At 67.6% G+C, this 21,674-nt stretch carries 21 protein-coding genes; 10 read left to right on the forward strand and 11 right to left on the reverse strand.

What is annotated here, in order from left to right:
- Positions 1 to 69: 69 nt before the first annotated feature.
- Positions 70 to 969 (reverse strand): ketopantoate reductase family protein, encoded by a 900-nt coding sequence (locus ACT7B3_RS06070; RefSeq protein ID WP_445157221.1) that lies wholly within the window; start codon positions 967 to 969, stop codon positions 70 to 72.
- A gap of 132 nt (positions 970 to 1,101) precedes the next feature.
- On the opposite strand from ACT7B3_RS06070, the gene ACT7B3_RS06075 reads away from it, so the two are divergent.
- The gene (locus ACT7B3_RS06075; protein WP_445157222.1) at positions 1,102 to 2,130 is read left to right on the forward strand and encodes an SDR family oxidoreductase; all 1,029 of its coding nucleotides are present in this window, start codon (positions 1,102 to 1,104) and stop codon (positions 2,128 to 2,130) included.
- Positions 2,131 to 2,154: 24 nt separating this feature from the next.
- On the opposite strand, the gene ACT7B3_RS06080 is transcribed toward ACT7B3_RS06075, so the two are convergent.
- The gene (locus ACT7B3_RS06080; RefSeq protein ID WP_445157223.1) at positions 2,155 to 4,095 is read right to left on the reverse strand and encodes a DNA topoisomerase III; all 1,941 of its coding nucleotides are present in this window, start codon (positions 4,093 to 4,095) and stop codon (positions 2,155 to 2,157) included.
- Positions 4,096 to 4,302: 207 nt separating this feature from the next.
- On the opposite strand from ACT7B3_RS06080, the gene ACT7B3_RS06085 reads away from it, so the two are divergent.
- The gene (locus ACT7B3_RS06085) at positions 4,303 to 5,547 is read left to right on the forward strand and encodes an ABC1 kinase family protein (protein WP_445157224.1); all 1,245 of its coding nucleotides are present in this window, start codon (positions 4,303 to 4,305) and stop codon (positions 5,545 to 5,547) included.
- 89 nt (positions 5,548 to 5,636) lie between these two features.
- Entirely contained in the window at positions 5,637 to 7,454 is a 1,818-nt protein-coding gene (locus ACT7B3_RS06090; RefSeq protein ID WP_445157225.1) for an SEC-C metal-binding domain-containing protein, read from the forward strand.
- A gap of 37 nt (positions 7,455 to 7,491) precedes the next feature.
- Here ACT7B3_RS06090 and ACT7B3_RS06095 read toward each other — a convergent pair whose 3' ends face one another.
- The gene (locus ACT7B3_RS06095; protein ID WP_445157226.1) at positions 7,492 to 8,859 is read right to left on the reverse strand and encodes an AmpG family muropeptide MFS transporter; all 1,368 of its coding nucleotides are present in this window, start codon (positions 8,857 to 8,859) and stop codon (positions 7,492 to 7,494) included.
- 158 nt (positions 8,860 to 9,017) lie between these two features.
- Between ACT7B3_RS06095 and rfaH the strand changes: the two genes are divergently transcribed.
- The 6 genes from rfaH (at position 9,018) to ACT7B3_RS06125 (ending at position 13,121) form a co-directional block, all read left to right on the forward strand.
- Positions 9,018 to 9,557, forward strand: a complete 540-nt coding sequence (rfaH, locus tag ACT7B3_RS06100) for a transcription/translation regulatory transformer protein RfaH (RefSeq protein ID WP_445157227.1) — start codon at positions 9,018 to 9,020, stop codon at positions 9,555 to 9,557.
- Positions 9,558 to 9,746: 189 nt separating this feature from the next.
- Entirely contained in the window at positions 9,747 to 9,863 is a 117-nt protein-coding gene (gene ccoM / locus ACT7B3_RS06105; protein WP_444678016.1) for a cytochrome c oxidase subunit CcoM, read from the forward strand.
- Between the two features lie 164 nt (positions 9,864 to 10,027).
- A complete protein-coding gene (locus ACT7B3_RS06110) occupies positions 10,028 to 10,513 on the forward strand; it encodes a hypothetical protein (RefSeq protein ID WP_444678015.1) in 486 nt (161 codons plus the stop codon).
- A 26-nt stretch (positions 10,514 to 10,539) separates the two neighbouring features.
- On the forward strand, positions 10,540 to 11,637 hold the full coding sequence (locus tag ACT7B3_RS06115) for a diguanylate cyclase domain-containing protein (RefSeq protein WP_445157228.1): 1,098 nt from the start codon (positions 10,540 to 10,542) through the stop codon (positions 11,635 to 11,637).
- Positions 11,638 to 11,730: 93 nt separating this feature from the next.
- The gene (locus ACT7B3_RS06120) at positions 11,731 to 12,681 is read left to right on the forward strand and encodes an alpha/beta fold hydrolase (RefSeq protein ID WP_445157229.1); all 951 of its coding nucleotides are present in this window, start codon (positions 11,731 to 11,733) and stop codon (positions 12,679 to 12,681) included.
- Complete coding sequence (locus ACT7B3_RS06125; protein ID WP_445157230.1) at positions 12,678 to 13,121, forward strand: hypothetical protein; 444 nt, start codon at positions 12,678 to 12,680, stop codon at positions 13,119 to 13,121. The genes ACT7B3_RS06120 and ACT7B3_RS06125 overlap by 4 nt, the downstream gene beginning before the upstream one ends.
- Here ACT7B3_RS06125 and ACT7B3_RS06130 read toward each other — a convergent pair.
- Both ACT7B3_RS06130 and ACT7B3_RS06135 read right to left on the reverse strand, forming a co-directional pair.
- A complete protein-coding gene (locus ACT7B3_RS06130; protein WP_445157231.1) occupies positions 13,113 to 13,742 on the reverse strand; it encodes a lytic transglycosylase domain-containing protein in 630 nt (209 codons plus the stop codon). The two genes, ACT7B3_RS06125 and ACT7B3_RS06130, sit on opposite strands and share 9 nt — an antisense overlap.
- A gap of 37 nt (positions 13,743 to 13,779) precedes the next feature.
- Positions 13,780 to 15,501 (reverse strand): proline--tRNA ligase, encoded by a 1,722-nt coding sequence (locus tag ACT7B3_RS06135; protein WP_445157232.1) that lies wholly within the window; start codon positions 15,499 to 15,501, stop codon positions 13,780 to 13,782.
- Between the two features lie 365 nt (positions 15,502 to 15,866).
- Between ACT7B3_RS06135 and ACT7B3_RS06140 the strand changes: the two genes are divergently transcribed.
- Positions 15,867 to 16,304: a hypothetical protein gene (locus ACT7B3_RS06140; RefSeq protein WP_445157233.1), complete on the forward strand. Its 438-nt coding sequence runs from the start codon at positions 15,867 to 15,869 to the stop codon at positions 16,302 to 16,304.
- 6 nt (positions 16,305 to 16,310) lie between these two features.
- On the opposite strand, the gene ACT7B3_RS06145 is transcribed toward ACT7B3_RS06140, so the two are convergent.
- The 6 genes from ACT7B3_RS06145 to ACT7B3_RS06170 form a co-directional block, all read right to left on the reverse strand.
- The gene (locus ACT7B3_RS06145; RefSeq protein ID WP_445157234.1) at positions 16,311 to 17,219 is read right to left on the reverse strand and encodes an N-acetylmuramoyl-L-alanine amidase; all 909 of its coding nucleotides are present in this window, start codon (positions 17,217 to 17,219) and stop codon (positions 16,311 to 16,313) included.
- Between the two features lie 29 nt (positions 17,220 to 17,248).
- Entirely contained in the window at positions 17,249 to 18,016 is a 768-nt protein-coding gene (locus ACT7B3_RS06150) for a DUF3307 domain-containing protein (protein ID WP_445157235.1), read from the reverse strand.
- Positions 18,013 to 18,675 (reverse strand): hypothetical protein, encoded by a 663-nt coding sequence (locus ACT7B3_RS06155; RefSeq protein ID WP_445157236.1) that lies wholly within the window; start codon positions 18,673 to 18,675, stop codon positions 18,013 to 18,015. The genes ACT7B3_RS06150 and ACT7B3_RS06155 overlap by 4 nt, the downstream gene beginning before the upstream one ends.
- Positions 18,676 to 18,783: 108 nt before the next feature.
- The gene (locus ACT7B3_RS06160; RefSeq protein WP_445157237.1) at positions 18,784 to 19,962 is read right to left on the reverse strand and encodes a vWA domain-containing protein; all 1,179 of its coding nucleotides are present in this window, start codon (positions 19,960 to 19,962) and stop codon (positions 18,784 to 18,786) included.
- A 3-nt stretch (positions 19,963 to 19,965) separates the two neighbouring features.
- On the reverse strand, positions 19,966 to 20,820 hold the full coding sequence (locus ACT7B3_RS06165) for an AAA family ATPase (protein WP_445157238.1): 855 nt from the start codon (positions 20,818 to 20,820) through the stop codon (positions 19,966 to 19,968).
- Between the two features lie 82 nt (positions 20,821 to 20,902).
- Positions 20,903 to 21,667 (reverse strand): SDR family oxidoreductase, encoded by a 765-nt coding sequence (locus ACT7B3_RS06170; protein ID WP_445157239.1) that lies wholly within the window; start codon positions 21,665 to 21,667, stop codon positions 20,903 to 20,905.
- Positions 21,668 to 21,674: the final 7 nt, after the last annotated feature.

Below are 21,674 nucleotides of genomic sequence, written 5' to 3' on the forward strand. Positions count from 1 at the left end.
TGTCGCCAAGGCTCATGGCACTGGTCGTTCAAGCTTAGCAGCCCTACGTCGGAGGTACCAGGCGTCGCCTCAGGGTGCGCTGGCCAGCCGTGCGAGCTGGGTGTAGAGCTCCCTGAGGGCAGGGGCGGCGAGCCGGTGGCGATCGGCGACGCTGAGCAGCGGGCGCAGGATCGCTTCATGCTCCAGCGGGCGGTCCGCCAGCACGTCCTGCAGCATCGAGGCGCGATTGTTCGCCGTGGCCTGCACCACCTGCCACACCAGCGCCTGCCAGCCCACCTCCGGTGGCGCAACCCCTGTGGCCGCCATCAGCGTGGCGATCTCGTCCACCACCCGCTCCACCATGGGGCGGAAGGGACGGTCGCGCAGTTGGCCGTTGCGAATGCGAAAGCGCGCCACCAGCGGGTTGATGGCGGCATTCACCGCCAGCTTGTGCCACAGCCGGGTATCGATGTCCGCGACCGCCTGGGCCCTGAGCCCTGCGCCTTCGAGCAGCGCCGCCAGCCGCTGGGCGAGCTCTGCATGGCGGCCACCCAGGCCACCGATGTAGGTGAGTCCGCGACCGGCGTGCACGACCCTGGCGTCGCCCGGTAGCCAGGCCCCTTCGGTGGTGGAAGCGCACAGCACGGGCCCTGGGTGTCGCTCGTCGAGCCTCGGCTGGATCTCGTAGCCATTTTGCCATAGCACCAACGGCGTGGAGGCAGGCACGCGTGCCATGATCTGGGCATAGGCCGCTTCGGCACTGTAGGCCTTGGTGGTCAGGTGCACCCAGGCCGGGGCCAGGGCCGGCAGCTGGTCGCTGAGATGGCAGGCGAGCCTGTGCGTGTACGCTGCGCCTTCCGGGGTTACCAGCGTCTGGTCGGCAGGCAGCGGCCGGCGGCCTGCCAGCTGCACCGGAACCGTCTTGGCCAGGGACAGGGCGAGTAGGCGGCCCAGCGCGCCCGGGCCGACGATGAGATGGGTATCGGACATGTCGAATGCCTTTTTGCCAGCGAGGGCGGCGTGCGGCCGCTTGGTGTCTCTACACTGAAGCCCAGGACAGTAGCAGGCTTTGGCGCAGGCGGCATGTGTCGCCTGCGCCATGGCGCAATGAAAGGAGGCTTCATGCATCTCAAGCCCTTGCGGGAACAGGTCCTGGTCTTGACCGGTGCCACCAGCGGTATCGGCCTCGTCACGGCGCGACAGGCCGCGCGGCGTGGCGCCCGGCTGTCGCTGGCGGCGCGCAGCGAGGAGGCCTTGGCGCAGCTGGTGGAGGAGCTTCGTCGCGATGGCTGCGACGCCATCTACACGGTGGTGGATGTGGGCGTCGAGGCGGACGTGCGCCGCCTGGCCGAGGCCACGCTGCGCCATTTTGGCGGCTTCGATACCTGGATCAACAACGCTGCGGCGGCCATCTACGGCAACCTCGAGGAAGTACCGCTGGAAGACCAGCGCCGGCTGTTCGAGACCAATTTCTGGGGCATGGTGTACGGCTCGCTGATCGCCTGCGAGCATCTGCGCCAGCGCGGCGGCAAGCTGATCACGATCGGCAGCGTGCTGTCCGAGCGGGCGATTCCCGTGCAGGGCGTCTACAGTGCCTCCAAGGCCGCGGTGATGGGCTATACCGACGCCCTGCGCATGGAGCTTGAGCAGGAGCGGGCGCCGGTCTCGGTGACGCTGATCAAGCCGGGCGCCATCGATACGCCTTACCAGGACCATGCGGCCAACTATACCTATCGCGGCGTGAAGAACCCGCCACCGGTCTATGCCCCAGAAACCGTGGCGAGAGCCATCTTCCATGCCGCCGAGCATCATGAGCGGGAGATCGTGGTCGGTGGCGGCGGCAAGGCGGTGACCACCCTAGGCAATGCCGCCCCGCGCCTGGCCGACAAGGTAATGGGTCACCTGATGCCTTGGCTGCAGCACGACCGCCGCCGCCTGTCCCATACCACCCAGGGGGCGCTCTACACGCCGAGCAACACGCTGGAGGAGCGCGGCGGCTACCCCCTCACCTTCGAGCACAGCCTCTATTCGGTGCTGATGCGCCACCGCGGCAAGGCGGCCATCGCCCTGACGCTGGCAGGCGGCACCTACTACGTGCTGCGCCGCCTGGCCGGTGCTCCCCGCCTCAGGTTCCCGCGGCCGCCGCGATAGCCCCGGCCATGGCGCTGAGCGCGCTCAGGCGCTGCGTCGCGGCTTGCGGCGTTTCGGTGCGGTGCTGGTAGCGCTCGTGCGGCGCGTGGCCCCGGACTTGCGCCGCTTGGCACTCGTCGTCCGGGTGGTGGCGGCCTCGCCCTGGGCAGCGGCCATGGCCTGGCGCAGCCGAGCGGCATCGGCGCGGGTCAGCAGGCCGCGCAGATCGTCGATGAGGGCAGCGAGGAACGGGGCAGGGTCGGCGCCATGCTCGGCGATGGCGGTCAGCCGCTGTTCCCACAGGGCGGTGCGCTCTGGCCGCGAGGCCGCCTCGGGCAGTGAGGCGATCAGGCCGCTGCCCAGGCGGGTGGCACGCAGCGCCTTGTGCTGGCGCACCAGATAGCCGCGCTCGATGAGTGTCTCGATGATGCCGGCACGGGTTGCCTCGGTGCCCAAGCCGTCATGTTCGCGCAGGGTTCGCTTGACCTCCGGGTCGTCGACGTAGCGACCGATGTTCATCATCGCCTTGATCAGGCTGGCGTCGGTGAAGGGCTCCGGGGGCCGGGTTTCGCGGTCCTCGACCGCGCTTCCGGCCACGCGACAGGTCTCGCCTTGGGTCATGGCGGGCAGCGGCGGCGCCTCGTCGCGAGTGGTGAACAGCGGCTTCCAGCCGGGCTCCAGCAGCGCCTGGCCGCTGGCACGGAAGCGTTCGTCGAGCACCAGGAACTCCGCCTTGACCTCCTGGGCCACCAGTGGCGGGTAGAACTGGGCCAGCACATTGCGGGCGATTAGGCGGAACACGTCGGCCTCGGCGCGCTCCAGGCGCGCGAGGTCGGCCGGCTTGCCGGTGGGGGCTAGGGCGTGGTGGGCGCCGACCTTGCTGTCGTCCCAGGCCTTGGAGCGCAGCCTGAAATCGGCTCCGGCGAGCCAGCCGTGCAGCGTCTCGTCCTTGCCGCAGGCGCTCGACAAGGTGGCGGGCGCCTGGGCCAGGTGCTCCTCGGGCAGGTAGCGGCAGTCCGAGCGGGGGTAGGTGATCAGCTTGTGGCGTTCATAGAGCCGCTGGCAGATATCCAGCACCGCCTGGGCCGAGAGGCCGAAGCGGCGAGCGGCGTCCACCTGCAGCGCGGAAAGCGAGTACGGCAGCGGCGCCGCCTGGCGCTTGCGGCGGCTGTCGAGGGCGACCAGCCGGCCCTCGGCGCCGGGCAGTCGGTCGGCCAGCGCCTGGGCCGGTGCGCGCTCCAGCAGGCGCCCCTGGGCGTCGAGCCGGTGGGCCTCGCCGGGCTGCCACCAGGCGCGCAGCTCGCCCTGGGCGACCCTGAGGTCCGCCCACAGCACATGGAAGGGGTAGGGGGTGAAGTCGCGGATCTCGGCGTCCCGGCGCACCACCAGCCCGAGCACCGGGGTCTGCACGCGACCCACCGAGAGCACGCCGTCGTGGCCGGCCTGGCGCCCGGTCAGGGTCCAGGCCCGGGTGAGGTTGATGCCGTACAGCCAGTCGGCCCGGGAGCGCGATTCGGCGGCACGGTAGAGCGGCTGGTAGCGGGCGTTGTCTTCCAGCCGGACCAGGGCGCGCTGAACCGCCGGCCGGTTGAGGTCGCTGACGAGCAGTCGTGATACCGGGCCCTTCCAGCCGAGGTACTCGATCACCTCTTGCACCAGCAGCTGCCCCTCGCGGTCGGGGTCGCCGGCATGCACCACCTCTTGCGCCTGCTTGAGCAGGCGGCGGATCACGCCGAGCTGGCCCCTGGCCTTGGGCCGCGGAGCCAGCTGCCAGTGTGCAGGCAGGATCGGCAGGTGATCGAGCCGCCACTGCTTGTAGGCGGGGTCGTAGGCGTCGGGCGGAGCTTGCTCGAGCAAGTGGCCGAGGCACCAGGTCACCACCGTGTCGCCCGCACGCAGTGCCCCCTCCTCGCGCTGCAGGCCGCCCGGCAGGGCCTCCGCAATGGCTCGGGCCAGGCTTGGCTTTTCTGCAATGATCAGGCGCATGCGACACTCTCCCGTTGGGGTATGGACATTTTTACAGCATTGCCTGCCCCAGGCCAGGTGTCATGCTAGGAAATCGTTGTACAAGCCTTGTATCATGCAGCGATGCCGTGTGCTGCTGGCGGAAGACGCCCCGGCAGGCAGGCGTGCAAGGTACAGCGGCCATGCCATTTAAAGGCGGCTATGCCATTCAGTCAGGAGAGCGACACCATGCGTGAGCGAGGTAGAACGCGGCGGCTGCTGGGCCTGGGGGCCCGCACGGGAGGCGCCATCCTGCGCACTCGCCTGGGCGGGCAGGCCGACTGGCGCGCGCTGGGCGAGGCCCTGTTCGAAGGGCTGTCCGAACTCAAGGGGCCGGCGATGAAACTGGCCCAGATCATGGCCCAGTGGGATGACCTGCTGCCCCCCGATCTCGCCGAGGAGCTGTCGCGCCTGCAGCGCCAGGCCGAGCCGATGCCGTGGGAGAGCATCCAGAGCACCCTGCAGGCGCAGTACGGCGAGCTCGAACGGCATTTTCGCAAGGTCGAGCCACAGCCCTTTGCCAGCGCGTCCATGGGCCAGGTACACCGCGCCGTCACCCATGACGGCGAGTGTGTGGGGCTCAAGGTCCAGTACCCTGGACTTGCCGAGGTGCTGGAAGGCGACCTGGCCCAGCTCAAGCGCATCATGCGCATCGGCCGCTGGCTGAAGATCCCCCAGGCGCGCCTCGATGCGCTGTTCGAGGAGCTTGCCGCGAGCCTGCGCGGCGAACTCGACTACCATGCCGAGGCCTGCGCCCTGGCGCGCTATCGCCAGCGCTATGCACAGTTGGACGGCCTGGTGATTCCCGAGCCGCTGCCCGAGCTCTCCGGCCCGCGGGTGCTGGCCATGCGCTACGTGGCGGGCACGCCGCTGCGCGAGCTGGAAGGCGCCAGCGAAGGGGTACGCCAGCGGGTGGCGACGACGCTGGCCGACTGGCTTACCCTCGAGCTGTTCACCCACGGCGAGCTGCATGCCGACCCCCACGCCGGCAACTTCGCCGCCGACGAGCAGGGGCGGCTGGTCATCTACGATCTGGGTGCGGTGATCCCGGTGGCGCAGGGGCATCTCACGGCCATGCTCCAGCTGCTCGAGGCCGCCCTGGCCGACGATGCCATGGCCATGGACGACGCCCTGCACCGGCTGGGTGGGCGCCAGGGGCAGGGCGCACCGCTGGCGCTGTATCGTGAATCGGCGCAGGCCATCGCGCCGCTATTCCAGCCCGGCAAGCAGGACTTCGCCGATGTTCGCGTTCACCGCCGCCTGCGCGACCTGAGCCCCAAGGTATGGGCCGCCATGGATCGCCTGCAGCCGCCTGCGGATATCCTGCTGCTATCGCGCACCCTCAATGGCCATTACTGGAATCTGGTGCGCCTGGGCGCCAAACTGGACATGCATGCCCGCACGCGGCCGCTGCTGGAAAGTCTGCGGCATTAAGCGCCGCCCGGCTTCGCGGCATGACGCTTCACGGCACAAGGGGCACGCTACCTGTTAGAATCAGCGGCTTTGGGATGGCGGAGAGCACAATGCTGGCAGTATGGGTCGAACGACTGCTGGGCTTTTCTTCAGGCGCGCTGGAAGTGATCCGCGAACAGGAGAACTACCCGGCCCTGATGGCATGGGCCCGTGAAGAAGGGGCCAGGCTCATGGGTGACCTGGCTATGGCCCAGGCGCTGGCGCCCGAGCTGTGGTCGCAGACGCCGCTTGAGCGCGCCGGCTTCGCCTGCGAGCCGCTGGCGCGTCCGGGCCGCAACGAGCCCTGCTGGTGCGATTCCGGGCGCAAGACCAAGCACTGCTGCGGGGCGGTGTCGATGCCGGCCGAGCTGCCCGATCACCTGATGTGGATGCTCTCGCTGCGCGACTGGAAGGGGCCGACCCTCAAGGCGGCGCTGGAAAGCGGGCGGGCACCGGCTCAAGCGCTGCTCGAGGCCGGGTTGATCGCCGCCGAAACGGGGCAGCGCGGGCGCGCCCAGCAGATTCTCGAGGCGCTGTTCCAGCGTGCCGACTGGTCGCGTCTGCCGGCCCAGGCCGAGCCCGCCTTCGAACTGCTGATCGACCTCTATCAGGAGCGCGGCTTCACCCGCAAGCGTGCCGAACTGCTCGATGAGGTGCTCGACCGCGGCCCGCTGTTCCTGCGCGGTGTGGCGTTGGAGCGACTGTGCCTGATGCACCTCGACAGCGACGACCTGGACAGTGCCCGAGCCGCCTTCGTGCGGGCCCAGCAGGCGCTGCCCGACTCCCCGACCCTTGCCTACATCGAGGCCATGCTGTTGCTGCATGAAGGTCATGAGAAGGAAGCTGCCGAGCGGGCGCGCTTCTGGTTTCGGCGCCTGGCGCGCAAGGGCGACCTCGAACCCGAGCAGCTGCAGTTCCTGGCCGACCTGGCGGAAAACCCCGGGGCCACCCTGGCCGACCAGCTGCTCAACGCCGAGGAAGACCTGGCGGAACCGCTCGCCGCGCTGCAGGCCCTGCTGGCGGAGCTGACCCCGGCCCCCGGGCTCGACGTCCGCTGCACGCCCTCGGGTGAGCTCGAATATCACAGCACCGCCCGCGAGGACACGCTGTTCGCTGCCTGGCAGAAGCATTTCCAGGTAGAGGTGGATGACGACAGCGCGCTGGGGCTCAAGGGTGACCCCTGGCTGCATGCCGGCGACTGGCTGGGTGCGCTGTGCGCCCACCCCGAATGGCTCGATTCGCCGCGGGTGGTGCAGGCCCTGACCCTGGCCCTGACCAGCCGTTTCGGCAGCCTGCCGTGGATGTCGCCGAGCCTGTTCGAGCCCTTGGCGGGGCGCCTCGAGCGCTGGCTTGCTCGCGTGCGCAGCGAGGGCGAGGGCTCTTTCCTGTGGGACGAAGCCGATAACGCCGTGCTGCTGCGTACCGGCCTGGCGCTGGTGGTAGGCATGGAGCGCGGTGCGCGTGCGCGTTCGCGCCAGCTTGCCGAGCAGCTGCTCGCCCTCGACGACCAGGACAGCCTGGGTCTGCAGGAGCTGGTGCTCGATCAGCTGCTGCGCGAAGGGCGCGACCAGGATGCGCTGGCGATGACCGAGGCTCAGGGCGACGAGCCCGTGGCGCTCGGCCTGCTGATGGGGCGGGTGCTGGCGCTGTTTCGCCTGCAGCGGCGCGACGAGGCGGAAGCCATGCTGGCAGAGGTGCAGCGCTACAATGCCCACGCCCTGCCCATGCTGTGTGCCGAGAACCCTCGCCCGGTGTCCTCGGGGCAGGAGGGGGTCGCCGACCCCGGCACGCGGGCCGAGGCCTGGCAGTACCGCACGCTCATGCGCGATCAGTGGCGCGCCACGCCGGGTGCCCTGGACTGGCTGCAGGCGCATGCCGTGCCGGGCTAGGGCACCCGGCGTGGCGCCAGCCCGGCAGGGGGAACGCTCAGGCAGGGCGCGGGGCGGGTGGCGGCACGATGTTGGGGTCGCGGCTGACCCAGATCGCCAGCGCGATGGCCGGCAGTCCCAGCGCCGTGGCAATCACGAAGAAGGTGGCATAGCCCTCTGCGGCCACCACCAGCCCGCCGAACCCGCTCAGGAACTTGCCTGGCAGTGTCATCAGCGAAGAGAACAGCGCGTACTGCGTGGCGGTATAGGCGCGCGAGGTCAGGCTCGACAGGAACGCGATGAACACGGCGCTGGCCAGCCCATTGGCCAAGTTGTCGCCCACGATGGCCAGTACCAGCATCGGCAGGCTCTGGCCTGCCAGCGCCAGGGCAGCGAACAGCAGGTTGGTCAGTGTGGCCGCGGCGGCGCCGAGTATCAGGATCGGCCCGATGCCGTAGCGGGCCACCAGCAGTCCGCCCAGAAGTCCGCCGCCCACGCTCATGGCAATGCCGAACACGTTGGTCACGTTGGCAATGGTGGCAAGCGAGAACCCTAGATCGATATAGAGCGGGTTGGCCATCGAGGCCATGGCCAGATCGCTGATGCGAAACACCGCGATGAACGCCAGCAGCCACAGCGCCTTGAACCGGTGGCGGCTGAAGAAGTCGGTGAAAGGGCAGACCACCGCACCGATCAGCCAGGCGCCGAGGCGCCGAGCGTGGCGTGGCTTGCCGCGGGTGGCGCGCAGGAAGGCGCGCACGCGCGGTTCGTGGATCAGCTGGGTGTTGAGCGAAAGGCGCTGGGGTTCGGGGCGCAGTAGCACCGTGACCACGCCGATGCCCACCAGCGCCGCCATGGTCAGGTAGGCAGCCTGCCAGGAGATCCATGACGCGACGTACAGCGCCCCGGCGCCAGCGGCCAGCAGGCCGCCGCGATAGCCGATGATGTAGGTCGAGGCCATGGCAGCCTGGACATCATCGGGCGCCGACTCGATGCGAAAGGCGTCGATGGCAATATCCTGCGTGGCTGAACCGAAGGCGACGAGCAGCGCGAAGGCAGCCACCAGCGCCAGGTTCTGCTGCGGGTCGAGGCTGGCCAGGCCCACCAGACCGGCGGCGATCAAGGCCTGGGCCAGCAGCATCCAGCCTCGCCGCTGGCCAAAGGTGCGCGTCAGTACCGGCAGGGCCAGGCGGTCCACTACCGGCGCCCAGAAGAACTTGATCGAGTAGAGCATACCGATCCACGCGAAGAAGCCGATGGCTGCCACCTGCACGCCGTCGCTGCGCAGCCAGGCGGAAAGCGTCGAGAACACCAGCAGAAACGGCAGGCCGGCCGAGAACCCCAGGAACAGCATGGTGAGGACGGGGGCGCGTAGGTAAATGGCCAGGGACGCTCGCCAGCTGCGCTGAGCGGTAAGGGGGGACATGCGCTTAGACACTCCTTGCGGATCGGGGCGGGTGCCGCCCGATGCCGGTCTCAACGATGATAGAATGGGCCATCGCTCGGCGGGGCGGGCGCTAGGCTGCCCGATTGTTGCAAAGCCCCGGCAGCGATACCAGCAGGATATCCGTTCAGGAGCGAACCATGCCTCATTCCGATCCACAGCCGAACGAACTCGAGGATAGCCTGCCGCGCTGGTACGTCATCCAGTGCAAGGGGGGAGAGTCCTTTCGCGCCGCCGAGCATCTGAGCAACCAGGGGTATGAGCTCTTCCATCCCGTGCTGGAAGTGCAAAAGAAGCGCGGCGGCCGGCTCGTCTGGCTGACCGAGCCGCTGTTTCCTTACTATCTCTTCATCCGCCTGGACAAGGTGGCCAGCAATTGGCGCCCAATTCGTTCCACCCGGGGCGTGCTGCGGCTCGTCACCTTCGGCGACCAGCCGCTGCCGGTCGAGGACGGGCTGATCGACATGCTGCGCGAGCGTGGCCACGCCAAGCCAGGCGAGACGGGCAGCATCTACTTTCGTGCCGGCGAGCAGGTGGAGATCATCGAGGGGCCATTCAGGGACCTTCAGGCCGTGTTCCAGAGCCACAAGGGCGAGGAGCGTGCCATCGTGCTGCTCAACCTGCTGAACCGCCAGCAACGCCTGGTGATGCCCGTCGCGCAGCTGCGCTCCCGTCACTGAACCAAGTTTGCCGAGCTCAGGCAGACTGCCCAGCGGTTTTCAGGCGCTATCCGCCCCCAAAAACTGACCTGTATCAAGTCTCGCGCGGCGCACCGCAGGGGCTCGCTTACTGTTTTGATTCAGGTCAGTTTTCCTTCCCCCCGACCGAGCTAGAGTGGAGCCATCAACAGACGCGACGGGAGAAGCACCATGTACTGGGATGATGCCGTAATCTTTGGACTGGTCACTGTCGCGATGATGATCGCATTTATGGGAGGTTGGGTAGGCTTCGTGATCCGCGACCATCGTCGCAAGCGCAAGCACTGACTACCCCGCCTGCTCAGCAAGTCGTCAGGGGAGGGGGGATTTTCCCCCCAGTAGCCGGCCCGCAAGGGCCGGCATTTTTATATGCCTCATTTGTATGCCTCAACGGAGCATAACGTTACACTCCCACACAAAACGCTACCGATAACAATATAGGGTGATTCGCCATGCCGACTCTCGCTTGTTTCAAGCCTTGGCTGCTGTGGCTGCTCCTCTCCTGCTGGTTTCCCGTTCAGGCCTGGGCCTGGTCCAACACCGACTACGTGCTGCTGCGCGACGGCGAGCGTGACATTCCGCTGGCCGTCGACGAGCTGCGCGCCGCGGCGAATGTCGAATTCCGCTTCTTCGACCCTTATATGGCCGAAGAAGTAGAGGTGCGTGGTCTGGTCTTCCGTGAGGTACTGATCGAACAGCTTGGCCGCGTGCCGGAAGCGCTACACTTCCTGGCCTGGGACGACTACGACGTGACCCTGGGCGGGTGGGACGACCCCAACTGGATCCTCGTGACCCACCAGAACGGTGAGCCGCTCTCCTTGCTGCAGCGCGGCCCGGTGCGACTGGTGGAGCGTGACTATGGTCGTCGCGATCCTGCCAACCTGCGTAACTTCAACGACTGGATCTGGATGATACGCAGTATCGAGGCGGTTAGGTGAAAATTGCCCCTCCCTGGAGGCGGCATATGCACTGGCTCTGGCTGAGCCTGATGTGTTTCACCGTGCTGGTGCTGTTGATCGCCTACCAGTCGCGCTGGGTCTACCCTGAGATACACGCCTACTTCAGTCAGACCGGCAACCTAACGGGACAGCAGCTGGCGACGCGCTCACGCGATTATCTGCAGGAGGCACTGGATGTCCTGCTTCTCGATCCTGATGACGAAGCGGCCAGGCAGCAGGCGCACTTCCGGGTAACCTTGGCCTACAGCCTGTTCGATATCGGCGTGTATCGCCGCGAGTATGCCTGCACGGCGACCAGCCTGGGCCGCCTGGACGTGCTGCTGCCACGGCTCGAGGCGGGAACGCTGCTGTCGCCCGCCGAGTTGAGCCATAGTTTGCTGGAGCCGATCCGCTGCCTGACGCAGATTGAAATGGACCAGCTCGACCGGCGTTCCGCCGTCACCCAGGCGTTCGTGGAAGAGACCCGCCGACACCAGGGGCAGGTGCTGAGCGGCAGCCTGGTGATCTTCCTGCTTGGGCTGACCTTTTGGCTGATGCACGAGCGCCAGCGTCGACAAGCCGCCAGGTCGGCGCGCGAGAGCCTGGAATGGATGGCGCGTGCGCTGCGCGACCCGCTTACCGGCGTCGGCAATCGCAGCGCCCTGGATGACGATGTCCTGGCGGCACAGGGCAGTGAGTTGGGCCTGCTGCTGGTCGATATCGACTACTTCAAGCAGTACAACGACAGCTTGGGCCACCCCGACGGCGATCGCCTGCTGCGTCGCCTGGTGCAACTAATCGAACAGTGTCTTGACGTCGATGCTCGGCTTTATCGCTTGGGCGGTGATGAGTTCGCTGGACTGATCGCATGCCACGACGATGCGACCCTGGCGCTGGCCTGCCAGCGCTTGATCGAGGGAGTGCATGATGCGGCCATTCCCCACCCCTCGCATCCAGGCTCCGCTTGCGTCACCCTCAGCGTGGGGGCGGTGCGCTTCAGGGCCGGGCATGCCGAGCTGGAAGCCAGCTATGCCGCCGCCGACGAAGCGCTTTACCGCGTCAAGGCGCGCGGGCGAGACGCCTGGGCCATGGCGCAAGTGGACACCCGCCGGGTGACTGGCTAGGTTCACTAGTGCATGGCGGGCCAGCGGGACAACGGGGTTTCGCCAGCCGCACCAATTCGTAGCCTTTTCGCAGCCAGTAAAAGGGGAGCCAGGATGACGATCCCCCACGGCAACAGGGATGTGTCTCGCCCGCCTGATCGCCAAAGCAGATGCCCAGAGTCGCGACTCAGCCGTCGCCGCTTTCTGTGGCTGTCCGGCGCTGGGGGGCTTGCGCTCGGCCTCGGCGGCTGCGGTGACGAGGAGCGCTTCGCCCCGCAGCTGCCTTCGCGGGAAGAGTGGCTCGACCGCGGTCCGTTGACTCCCCGGCTGATCGAGGTGAACGGTGTCTCGCTGCATGCGCTGGAAGCCACCGAGGCAGCGCCTGCCGATGCCACGCCGCTGGTGCTGATCCACGGTTCGGGCCTGTCCGGTCGCTACATGATTCCCACTGCGCGGGAGCTGGCGCCCCATTTTCCCGTCTACGTACCCGACCTGCCCGGCTATGGCGACAGCGGCGACCCCGGGCGAGTGCTGAACATCCCGCAACTGGCCGATTGGCTGGTGGCGTGGATGGATGCCATCGGGCTCGAGCGCGCCTCGTTTCTCGGCAACTCCTTCGGCTGTCAGGTCATCGTCGACCTGGCGATGCGCTACCCCGAGCGCACCGAGCGGCTGGTATTGCAGGGGCCAACCACGCCCCCCGACGAGCGCTCGACCTTCTGGCAATTCATTCGCTGGCGGCAGAACGAACCCTACAACCCCGAGATGTTGGGTGAGGTGACGATGCCGGAGTACGGCAAGGCCGGGCTGTGGCGCATGATTCGCTCCTATGTCTTCCAGGTCACCGACCCCATCGAAGAGAAGGTGCGTGAAATCGAGGCGCCGACCCTGGTGATCCGCGGCGAGCACGATCCCATCACCCACCAGGCCTTCGCCGAGCTGCTGGCGGACCGACTTCCCCGTGGCGAGCTGCTGATCCTGCCTGACGTGGCCCACACCCTGGTGTTCACCGCGCCGGTGCCACTGGCCGAGGCGACCCGCGCCTACCTGGAGGAAACCGCATGACGCCCACCGCGAGAAAGCGCGTGATGCTGGCAGAGGTCGTGCTGTTGCTGGTGCCGCTGACCCTGCTGATGGCGCTGCTGGTGCCGCTCACCTACGTGGCGTACCCGATCCCTGAGCTGCATGCGACACTGCTGGTATTCGACCTCGGCATGCTGCTCAAGCTGCTTGGCATCCTGGCGGCGTGGCGGCTGGCGGTGGGTTTCCTGCGCTTCGGCGCCGGGGGGGTGCGGCGTGCTCACCTGGCCTGGTTCGTGCTGCTGCTGGCCGCCGTCGTCGTCGGCATTGCCAGCGGGGTGGTAGCCATCGAGCAGAACCTGTTCTCGTCGGTGTATGCGACGCGGGTCGGTTTCAGTCTGCTGGCTCCCGCCGTGGTGCTGACACCGCTGGCCGCCCACCTGTGGTGGGAGCGCAGGCACGGTTCCGCCCAGGCGTCAGCGTGACACCCACCAGTGCTCCGTCCAGGCGCGCATCACCCGCTCGGGGTACCAGGTGTGGCCGAGGCTGCCGTTGTAGCGGGCCAGGGCGCGGGTGAGGTCGCCGCGCTCCACGGCGAGATAGTGGGCAAGAATGGTGCAGCCGTAGCGCAGGTTCAGCCACGGGTCCATCAGATCGTCGGCGGAGCGGCCCAGCTCGCGAATCCAGAACGGCATGATCTGCATCAGCCCCACCGCGCCCGCGGAGGACACTGCCTCGGCGCGAAAGGCGCTCTCCACCTGAATGACGGCGAGCACGATTTCCGGCGCCAGGCCGGCCAGGTGCGCTTCCTGATAGACGCGCGTAAGCAGCTCGGCGCGAAGCGCCTCGTCGCGCACGAAGCGCGCCAGGCGCGGCTCCATCTGGCTCATCCACTGGCGGGTGGCCCAGAGCTGGTCCGGCGAGGGGGGCGCAGACATCAGCGTATCGAGAGTCTGGCGCAGCGAAGGGGGAATAATAGCCGGCTCGGCCGACAGGCGGGCTGGGGCGGCGTTCAGCGACACGGGCAGCGCGCCGAGGAAGCTGGCTTCCCCGGCATGGCCGTCACTGTCGATGCGCGGCTCTGCCGCCACGGGTGCGGCGAGCAAGCCGGCCGCGACCAGCAGGGCCGCAGCCAGCGGCGGCTTAGGCGTTGACCTGTTCGCGCAGGAACTCGACGATCGTTTCGGCAGGCACCATGGTCGCTTCACTGTCACGCCGCCCCTTGTACTCCAGCTCGCCATTGTCCAGCCCGCGGTCGCCGACCACCAGGCGGTGGGGAATGCCGATCAGCTCCTGGTCGGCAAACTTCACCCCCGGGCGCAGGTCGCGGTCGTCCAGCAGCACGTCGATACCGGCCGCCGTCAGCGCCTGGTAGAGCCGCTCGGACTCTTCGCGCACGCGCTGCGACTTGTGGGCGTTCATCGGCACCAGGGCCACCTGGAAGGGGGCGATGGCGTTGGGCCAGATGATGCCGGCATCGTCATGGTTCTGCTCGATAGCGGCGGCCACCACGCGGGTCACGCCGATGCCGTAGCAGCCCATCCAGGGATGCGCCGCCTTGCCGGTGTCGTCGAGCACCGTGGCGTTCATCGCCTGGGAGTACTTCTTGCCCAGCTGGAACACGTGGCCGACCTCGATGCCGCGCTTGATCGAGAGCGTGCCCTTGCCGTCCGGCGAGGGGTCGCCTTCGACCACGTTGCGGATGTCGGCCACCTTGGGCAGTGCCACGTCGCGCTCCCAGTTGATGCCGAAGTAGTGCTTGCCGTCGATGTTGGCACCGGCGCCGAAGTCGCTCATCAGCGCCACGCTGCGGTCGACGATGATCGGCATGTCCAGGTTCACCGGGCCCAGCGAGCCGGGGCCGGCGCCCACCGCGGCGCGAATCTCTTCTTCCGTGGCCATGGTCAGCGGTGCGGCCACCTCGGGCAGGTTCTCGGCCTTGACCGTGTTGAGCTCGTGATCGCCGCGCACCAGCAGGGCGATCAGGCCGCCCTCGGCGGCGCGCACCATCAGGGTCTTGATGGTCTTCTCGATCGGCAGGCCGTGCTGCTCCACCAGGGCGGCAATCGTCTTGGCGTTGGGCGTGTCGACCAGGCGCAGTTCCTCGCCAGGCGCGGCGCGCTCGGGGTTGGTGCCCAGCGGTGCGGGCAGCGCCTCGGCCTTCTCGATGTTGGCGGCGTAGTCCGACTCGGTGGAGAACACGATGGCGTCCTCGCCGGAGTCGGCCAGCACGTGGAATTCGTGGGAGCCGGTGCCGCCGATGGCGCCGTTGTCGGCTAGCACCGGGCGGAAGTCCAAGCCCAGGCGGGTGAAGATGCGCGTGTAGGCATCGTACATTGCCTGGTAGGTCTCCTTGAGGCAGGCCTGGTCCAGGTGGAAGGAGTAGGCGTCCTTCATGATGAATTCGCGCGAGCGCATCACGCCGAAGCGCGGGCGGATCTCGTCGCGGAACTTGGTCTGAATCTGGTAGAAGTTGGCCGGCAGCTGCTTGTAGCTGGAGAGCTCGCGACGCATCAGGTCGGTGATCACTTCCTCATGGGTGGGACCGACGCAGTAGTCGCGCTCATGGCGGTCCTTCAGGCGCAGCAGCTCGGGGCCGTACTGCTCCCAGCGGCCCGATTCCTGCCACAGCTCGGCGGGCTGTACCGCCGGCATCAGCACCTCCTGGGCACCGGCGCGGTCCATCTCCTCGCGCACGATGCGTTCCACCTTGCGCAGGGTGCGCAACCCGACCGGCAGCCAGGTGTAGAGGCCCGAGGTGAGGCGGCGGATCATGCCGGCACGCAGCATCAGCTGGTGGCTGATGACCTCGGCGTCGGCGGGCGTTTCCTTGAGGGTAGCGATCAACAATTGGGTGGCGCGCATGGGTCCGGCGTTTCCTTCAGCGTGGGCTGACCTGAGTCGAGGTGCCGCAGCGAGCGGCGTTCGGGGCATTGTAAGGCCAACGGGGAGGCGCGGCAAAAGGCTCAGCCCCTGGGCCGCACGTTATCCAAGCGACTATCGTGATCGCGTCAAGCAGAAGGCGTGGCCAGGGAAGGGCGACGCCTAAGGCCATGGGAGGATGGCATCCTGCGCAGTGCCGTGGCGGTTCGCTCATCCATGCCAGGTGAGAAATGTAAACGTTCGTATCAGGACGTATTGTGGTAATCTCCCGCCATTCCCGTAGGCGCTGCGGTGAGCGATCACTGCCTAGACGCCGATAACCGATCATCCTGCGGAGCATCCATTCCATGCGGAATCGATTCCATCGCGCCCTGACCGGCCTGGTGCTGGGTGTTTCTCTCACCGCCCTGGTGGGCTGTGGCACCATCTTCCACCCCGAGCGCAAGGGCCAGATGAGCGGCCGCATCGACCCGGTGGTGGCCTTTGCCAACGGCGTGGGTCTGCTGTTCTTCATCGTTCCGGGCGTGATCGCCTACGCGGTGGATTTCTCCAACGGCACCATCTACCTGCCGGGTACCCAGGACAGCGCCAGCGTCGATACGCTGTTCCTCGATGTGAACATGGATGTCGCCACCCTGGAGAAGCTTCTCTCTGAGAAGACTGGTCAGCTGGTCAGCATGGACAGCGAACTGCTGCGGGTCGAAGAGGTGGAAAGCCTCGACGAGGCCCTGGCCCTGGTGCGCATGGCCGGAATCAACGACAGGCAGCGCCTGGCCACGATGTAACTCCGCCTACCGTTCCGCCATCGCCGCCTCGAGCCGCTCCAGCTCCTGGGGGCGATAGCGTTCCAGCAAGGCCCACAGCCTGGCGGCGGTTTCTGCGTCTGTCCGGCCACGATAGTCGGCGGGTCGAAAGCGCATCTGAAAGGCGCGCAGCACAGCGCGGGTCTCGCGGTCCAGTTCCCCTGTTATCTCCAACGCATAGCCCCAGGCTCGCAGCGCACGCTGCAGCTCGGCAAGCGTTGGCGGTGTATGCACGAATTGCGCCTGCCAGCGCGCCACGCTGTGCTCCTCCGGCCATGCCCCGATCCCGGCCTCGTAGAGTTCGCGCCAGGGAAAACGCGGGCCGGGGTCGACCTTGCGCGTCGGGGCGATATCGGAGTGCGCCACCACGTCGGTGGGGTGGATGCCGTGGCGCTCGATGATGTCGCGCGATAGCGCGATCAGCGCCTCGATCTGCGCCGCGGGGTAAGGCGCCCAGTCGATCTCGACGGCGGCCTCCGGATTCGCTTCGAGCAGGTGCTCCACTTCGGCGAAGGAGCGATCGGGGCCCAGGTTGACGATCTCGATGCCGATGGAGGTGTCGTTGATCTGGGTGCGGTTCTTCCAGGCGCTGGCGCCGGCGTGCCAGGCGCGACGCTCCTCGTCGACGAGCTGGAACACCAGCGGCTGGCCATGCCGCTCCCTGGCCGGCAGCGGCAGCACATAGTGGGCGCTGACATGGGGGCCGGTGAGCACCGCCAGCGACTCGGCCTCGCCCACATCGGTGTAGTGAAGGACCAGGTGGCGGACGCGGCTGGTGTGCGAGGGCGAGACGTGCGAGCGATCCACCGCGTAGCCGTCGCGTGGTTCCAGGTGCGTTGGGGTGCATCCGCCCAGCGCGGGCAGCAGGGCGAGAAGCGTGCCGAGGGTGCGCCACATGGTGTCTCTCCTGGAAAGTCGCTTCCGGCTCAGGTCGCCATCACCAGCAGGCGCAGCGTCAGGCCGAGTATCAGCGTCGAGGCCACGCTGAGCAAGGTGCCCAGCAGCACGTATTCGGTCAGCTTGCGGTCCTGGGATTCGCGCAGGTCGCCATAGCGCAGCACCGACTTCGCCGCCAGCAGGAAGCCTACCGCGGTGAGCTGGTCGAGCAGCACCAGGGTCAGCACCAGCACGCGTTCCAGCATGCCGATCCGGGCGCCGGCCCGGGCCAGGGTGTCCTTGTCCTCGATCTCGTGGCTCCAGCGCCCCATCACCATGGCAATGGCGAACGAGAAGGGGCGCGTCACCGCCAGGTAGGCCACGGCGACTCCCAGCACCTGAGGCGAGAGCAGCCAGGCCACCAAGCCCAGGAGCGGTGCCGCCGTGCCGATCCAGGCCAGCCACAGGGCCCCCAGCACCAGCAGATGCAGTGCCTGGTCGAGCAGGAACCAGCGCAGCTTGCCGGCGGCGAGGTGCGCCTTGCCCAGGTCGATCAGCCAGTGGCTGGCGCCCACCGCCAGTGCCCCGGCCAGGGCGGCGGGCAGCCCCGCTGCGCCGGGCATGGCCAGGCTGGCCGCGACCAGCACGGCGAGGGTGAGCGCCGCATGCACCAGCACGTGCTTGAGCAGGGAGATGGAGCGATGCTTGCGGCGTTCGCGGTCTGCGACCCAGCGGTAGGGCTGCAGCAGGAAGTCGCCGGCCAGATGCGCCAGTACCAGCGCCATCAGCAGCGAGAGCTGCATCGGTTCCGTGATCATTCGGCCGTGCTCCCATCGCCCAGGCGGGCCTCGAAGTGCGCCAGGGTATCCACCAGCAGCGCCCAGCGTGCTGCACGCAGGCGCTTGTGTACGCTGGGTTGGCGAATGCCGAGCCGTTCGGCCATCGCCTGCTGCGACGGGCTGCCTGCAAGACTCAGTCCCACCACTTCTGCCGAATAGCGCGACCAGCCGTCAATCAGTGCGTCCAGGTAGCGCAGCAGCAGCGCAAGGCTGCCATCGTCATGGGGGCCGGGCACCAGGGCGAGGCGCTCGTCACTTTGGCCCAGGGCATCCAGGGCAAGGCCCGATTGCACGAAGGGCGGCTCGTCGGCATCGGCCAGGCGCTGGTCGGGCTGCCAGCGGGCCGGGCCCACCGCGATGGCGATGCGGGCATCCCAGCGCTGCTCGGGTTCGGAGTGCTGGATCAGCGCGGCGCGCAGGGCGACGGCGGCCGCCAGCGCCTGCCCGGGATGAGGCAGGGCGAGCTGGAATCCATCGCCGCGGAAGCGTTCGGCGCGGCCGCCATGGCGCTGTGCCAAGGTCGCCAGGCTATCGTCCAGCCACCGGTAGAGCCGGGGGCGATCGCTGACACGGCGCGATTCGACCACGTCACCCGTCAGCACCGCGATCCGCGCAGGGCCAGTGTGAGTCTTGGGCATGGGGCGCTCCTTGAGGAAACGCCTCCAGTATAGTGCTTAAAGGCTATGGCAACAGGAAATAGCCTTTTTCGGCTATTTTCTAATTAAATAGCCCATTAGGCCTATTGGTTATTTGGCCAGCTCCCGCATGGCATCTTCGAGCCCTTCCAGGGTCATGGGGTACATACGATCGTCGATCAGCTGACGGATCAACTGGGTGGAGTGGGTGTACTCCCAGGCTCGCGGCGGCATGGGATTGAGCCAGGCCAGACGGGGGAACTTGTCGGCCAGGCGCTTGAGCCATACGGCACCGGCCTCGTCGTTGAAGTGCTCCACGCTGCCGCCGGGGTGGGTCACCTCGTAGGGCGACATGGCAGCATCGCCGACGATGACCACCTGGTAGTCGCGGCCGTAGGTGTGCAGCACGTCCATGGTGGGGATGCGCTCGCTGGAGCGACGGTAGTTGTTGCGCCACACGCCTTCGTACAGGCAGTTGTGAAAGTAGTAGTGCTCCAGGTGCTTGAACTCCGAGCGGGCGGCGGAGAACAGCTCCTCGCAGACGCGGATGTGGTCGTCCATGGAGCCGCCCACGTCGAGGAACAGCAGCACCTTCACCGCGTTGTGGCGCTCAGGGCGCATGCGCACGTTGAGCAGGCCGGCGTCGCGGGCGGTGTCGCGGATGGTAGCGTCGACGTCAAACTCCTCGGCCGCGCCCTGGCGGGCGAACTTGCGCAGGCGGCGCAGCGCCATCTTGATGTTGCGCGTGCCGAGCTCGAGCGAGTCGTCATAGTCGCGGAAGCGGCGTTCGTCCCACACCTTCACCGCGCGGCGGTGGCGCGAGCCTTCCTGGCCGATGCGAATGCCCTCGGGGTTGTAGCCGTAGGCACCGAAGGGGCTGGTGCCGCCGGTGCCGATCCACTTGCTGCCGCCGGCATGGCGCTCCTTCTGCTCCTCCAGCCGCTTCTTGAAGGTCTCGATCAGCTGCTCCAGGCCGCCCAGGGATTCGATCCGGGCCTTCTCCTCCTCGGAGAGCTGCTTCTCGAACTCGCGGCGCAGCCAGTCGTCGGGAATCAGCGCCTCGATGGCGGCATCCAGGTTCTCCAGGCCGTCGAACCAGGCGGCGAAGGCGCGATCGAAGCGGTCGAAGTGGCGTTCGTCCTTGACCATCACGGTACGCGCCACCTGGTAGAACGCCTCCATGTCGGCGAATACCACGCCACGCTCGACCACCGCGTGCAGGTCGAGCAGCTCGCGCAGCGATACCGGCACGCCGGCGCGCTTCAGGGTCTCGAACAGGCCGATGAACATGGCTCAGCGCCTCTGGTTGCCTTGGCGGCGCAGCATGAAGGCCAGCCGTTCCAGCAGTTGGGTGTCCTGCTCGTTCTTCACCAGGGCGCCGGCCAGCGGCGGGATCGCCTTCGCCGGGTCGCGGTGGTAGAGCGCCTCGCGGGCCAGCTCGTCGGCCATCAGCAGCTTGAGCCAGTCGACCAGCTCGGAGGTGGAGGGCTTCTTCTTCAGCCCCGGTGCCTGGCGCAGGTCGAAGAACACCTCCAGCGCCTCGCCCACCAGCCTCGGCGCGATGTCGGGGAAGTGCACATCGACGATCCGCTGCATGGTGTCGCGGTCGGGGAACTCGATGTAGTGGAAGAAGCAGCGGCGCAGGAAGGCGTCGGGCAGCTCCTTCTCGTTGTTCGAGGTGATCACGATGATCGGCCGGTGACGGGCGCGCACGGTCTCGCCGGTCTCGTAGACATGGAACTCCATGCGATCCAGCTCCTGGAGCAGGTCGTTGGGAAATTCGATGTCGGCCTTGTCGATCTCGTCGATCAGCAGCACTACGCGCTCGTCGGCGGTGAAGGCCTCCCACAGCTTGCCGGGCTTGATGTAGTTCTCGACGTTCTCCACGCCTTCGACGCCGAGCTGGGAGTCGCGCAGGCGGCTCACCGCATCGTACTCGTAGAGCCCCTGGGCGGCCTTGGTGGTGGACTTGATGTGCCAGGTGATCAGCCGTGTGCCCAGCGAGGCCGCCAGCTCCTCGGCCAGCAGGGTCTTGCCGGTACCCGGTTCGCCCTTGATCAGCAGCGGGCGCTCCAGGGTCACGGCGGCGTTCACCGCCTGCTTCAGGGCATCGGTAGCCACATAGGTAGAGGTCGAATCGAAAGCCATGGTCGTGCCTCGGCGAAAGCGTCGTGTAGGGGAAAGTCAAACAAGTGTACGGAAGGGCGGAGCGAGGGACAAACGCGAACCTTCACTCGGCATAGATCATCTTGCGCGTCATGCCGCCATCGACCACGAAGTTCTGCCCGGTGATGAAGCCCGCCGCATCGGAGAGCAGGTACTCGGCCATGGCGGCGATATCCTCGGGTCGGCCGATACGGCCGGCCGGGTGCTGCGCCAGGTCGACGGGGCGGTGTTCCACCGTACGGCGCTGCGTGGGTTTCTGCCAGTCGCCCACCTCGATCCAGCCGGGGCTGATGGCATTGACGCGCACCGCAGGCCCGAGGCTCACGGCCAGGGCGTGGGCCAGCGCTATCAGGCCGCCCTTGCCGGCGGCATAGGCCTCGGTGTGCGGCTCCGACTGCAGGGCCCGTGTCGAGCCGATCAGGATCAGGCCGCCGTTCGTGGTGCGCAGGTGGGGTGCGGCGTGCTTGGCGCACAGGAAGCCGCCGGTCAGGTGGGTGTCGAGATAGGCCTGCCAGGTAGCGAGCTCGAGGGCTTCCACCGGGGCCTGGAAGGGGTCGGCTAGCCCGGCGTTGTGGATCGCGCCGTCGAGCCGACCGAACTGTGCCATGCTGCGTGCGATGCTCTCGGCCACCTGCGTCTCCTCGCGCACGTCGGCCACCATCGCCAGCAGCTGCCCGGGCCGGCCCAGGCGCTCGCGGCACGCTTCGATGGCCTCGGCATCGATGTCGATCAGTGCCACCCGGTAGCCGCGGGCGAGGAAGTGGTCGGCCATGCCCAGGCCGATCCCCTGGGCGCCGCCGGTAAGAAAGATCACGCGGGCATCCTGCATGGCTAGG

This window comes from Halomonas sp. E14, assembly GCF_052568415.1.

Excerpts from the sequence above, each read along its gene's own strand:
- ACT7B3_RS06150 (WP_445157235.1), bottom strand. The coding sequence starts at position 18,016 with ATGATCACGGAACCGATGCAGCTCTCGCTGCTGATGGCGCTGGTACTG.
- ccoM (WP_444678016.1), top strand. The coding sequence starts at position 9,747 with ATGTACTGGGATGATGCCGTAATCTTTGGACTGGTCACTGTCGCGATG.
- ACT7B3_RS06140 (WP_445157233.1), top strand. The coding sequence starts at position 15,867 with ATGCGGAATCGATTCCATCGCGCCCTGACCGGCCTGGTGCTGGGTGTT.
- ACT7B3_RS06090 (WP_445157225.1), top strand. The coding sequence starts at position 5,637 with ATGCTGGCAGTATGGGTCGAACGACTGCTGGGCTTTTCTTCAGGCGCG.
- ACT7B3_RS06155 (WP_445157236.1), bottom strand. The coding sequence starts at position 18,675 with ATGCCCAAGACTCACACTGGCCCTGCGCGGATCGCGGTGCTGACGGGT.
- rfaH (WP_445157227.1), top strand. The coding sequence starts at position 9,018 with ATGCCTCATTCCGATCCACAGCCGAACGAACTCGAGGATAGCCTGCCG.
- ACT7B3_RS06170 (WP_445157239.1), bottom strand. The coding sequence starts at position 21,667 with ATGCAGGATGCCCGCGTGATCTTTCTTACCGGCGGCGCCCAGGGGATC.
- ACT7B3_RS06165 (WP_445157238.1), bottom strand. The coding sequence starts at position 20,820 with ATGGCTTTCGATTCGACCTCTACCTATGTGGCTACCGATGCCCTGAAG.
- ACT7B3_RS06070 (WP_445157221.1), bottom strand. The coding sequence starts at position 969 with ATGTCCGATACCCATCTCATCGTCGGCCCGGGCGCGCTGGGCCGCCTA.
- ACT7B3_RS06080 (WP_445157223.1), bottom strand. The coding sequence starts at position 4,095 with ATGCGCCTGATCATTGCAGAAAAGCCAAGCCTGGCCCGAGCCATTGCG.
- ACT7B3_RS06110 (WP_444678015.1), top strand. The coding sequence starts at position 10,028 with ATGCCGACTCTCGCTTGTTTCAAGCCTTGGCTGCTGTGGCTGCTCCTC.
- ACT7B3_RS06085 (WP_445157224.1), top strand. The coding sequence starts at position 4,303 with ATGCGTGAGCGAGGTAGAACGCGGCGGCTGCTGGGCCTGGGGGCCCGC.
- ACT7B3_RS06075 (WP_445157222.1), top strand. The coding sequence starts at position 1,102 with ATGCATCTCAAGCCCTTGCGGGAACAGGTCCTGGTCTTGACCGGTGCC.
- ACT7B3_RS06160 (WP_445157237.1), bottom strand. The coding sequence starts at position 19,962 with ATGTTCATCGGCCTGTTCGAGACCCTGAAGCGCGCCGGCGTGCCGGTA.
- ACT7B3_RS06095 (WP_445157226.1), bottom strand. The coding sequence starts at position 8,859 with ATGTCCCCCCTTACCGCTCAGCGCAGCTGGCGAGCGTCCCTGGCCATT.
- ACT7B3_RS06115 (WP_445157228.1), top strand. The coding sequence starts at position 10,540 with ATGCACTGGCTCTGGCTGAGCCTGATGTGTTTCACCGTGCTGGTGCTG.
- ACT7B3_RS06145 (WP_445157234.1), bottom strand. The coding sequence starts at position 17,219 with ATGTGGCGCACCCTCGGCACGCTTCTCGCCCTGCTGCCCGCGCTGGGC.
- ACT7B3_RS06125 (WP_445157230.1), top strand. The coding sequence starts at position 12,678 with ATGACGCCCACCGCGAGAAAGCGCGTGATGCTGGCAGAGGTCGTGCTG.
- ACT7B3_RS06135 (WP_445157232.1), bottom strand. The coding sequence starts at position 15,501 with ATGCGCGCCACCCAATTGTTGATCGCTACCCTCAAGGAAACGCCCGCC.
- ACT7B3_RS06120 (WP_445157229.1), top strand. The coding sequence starts at position 11,731 with ATGACGATCCCCCACGGCAACAGGGATGTGTCTCGCCCGCCTGATCGC.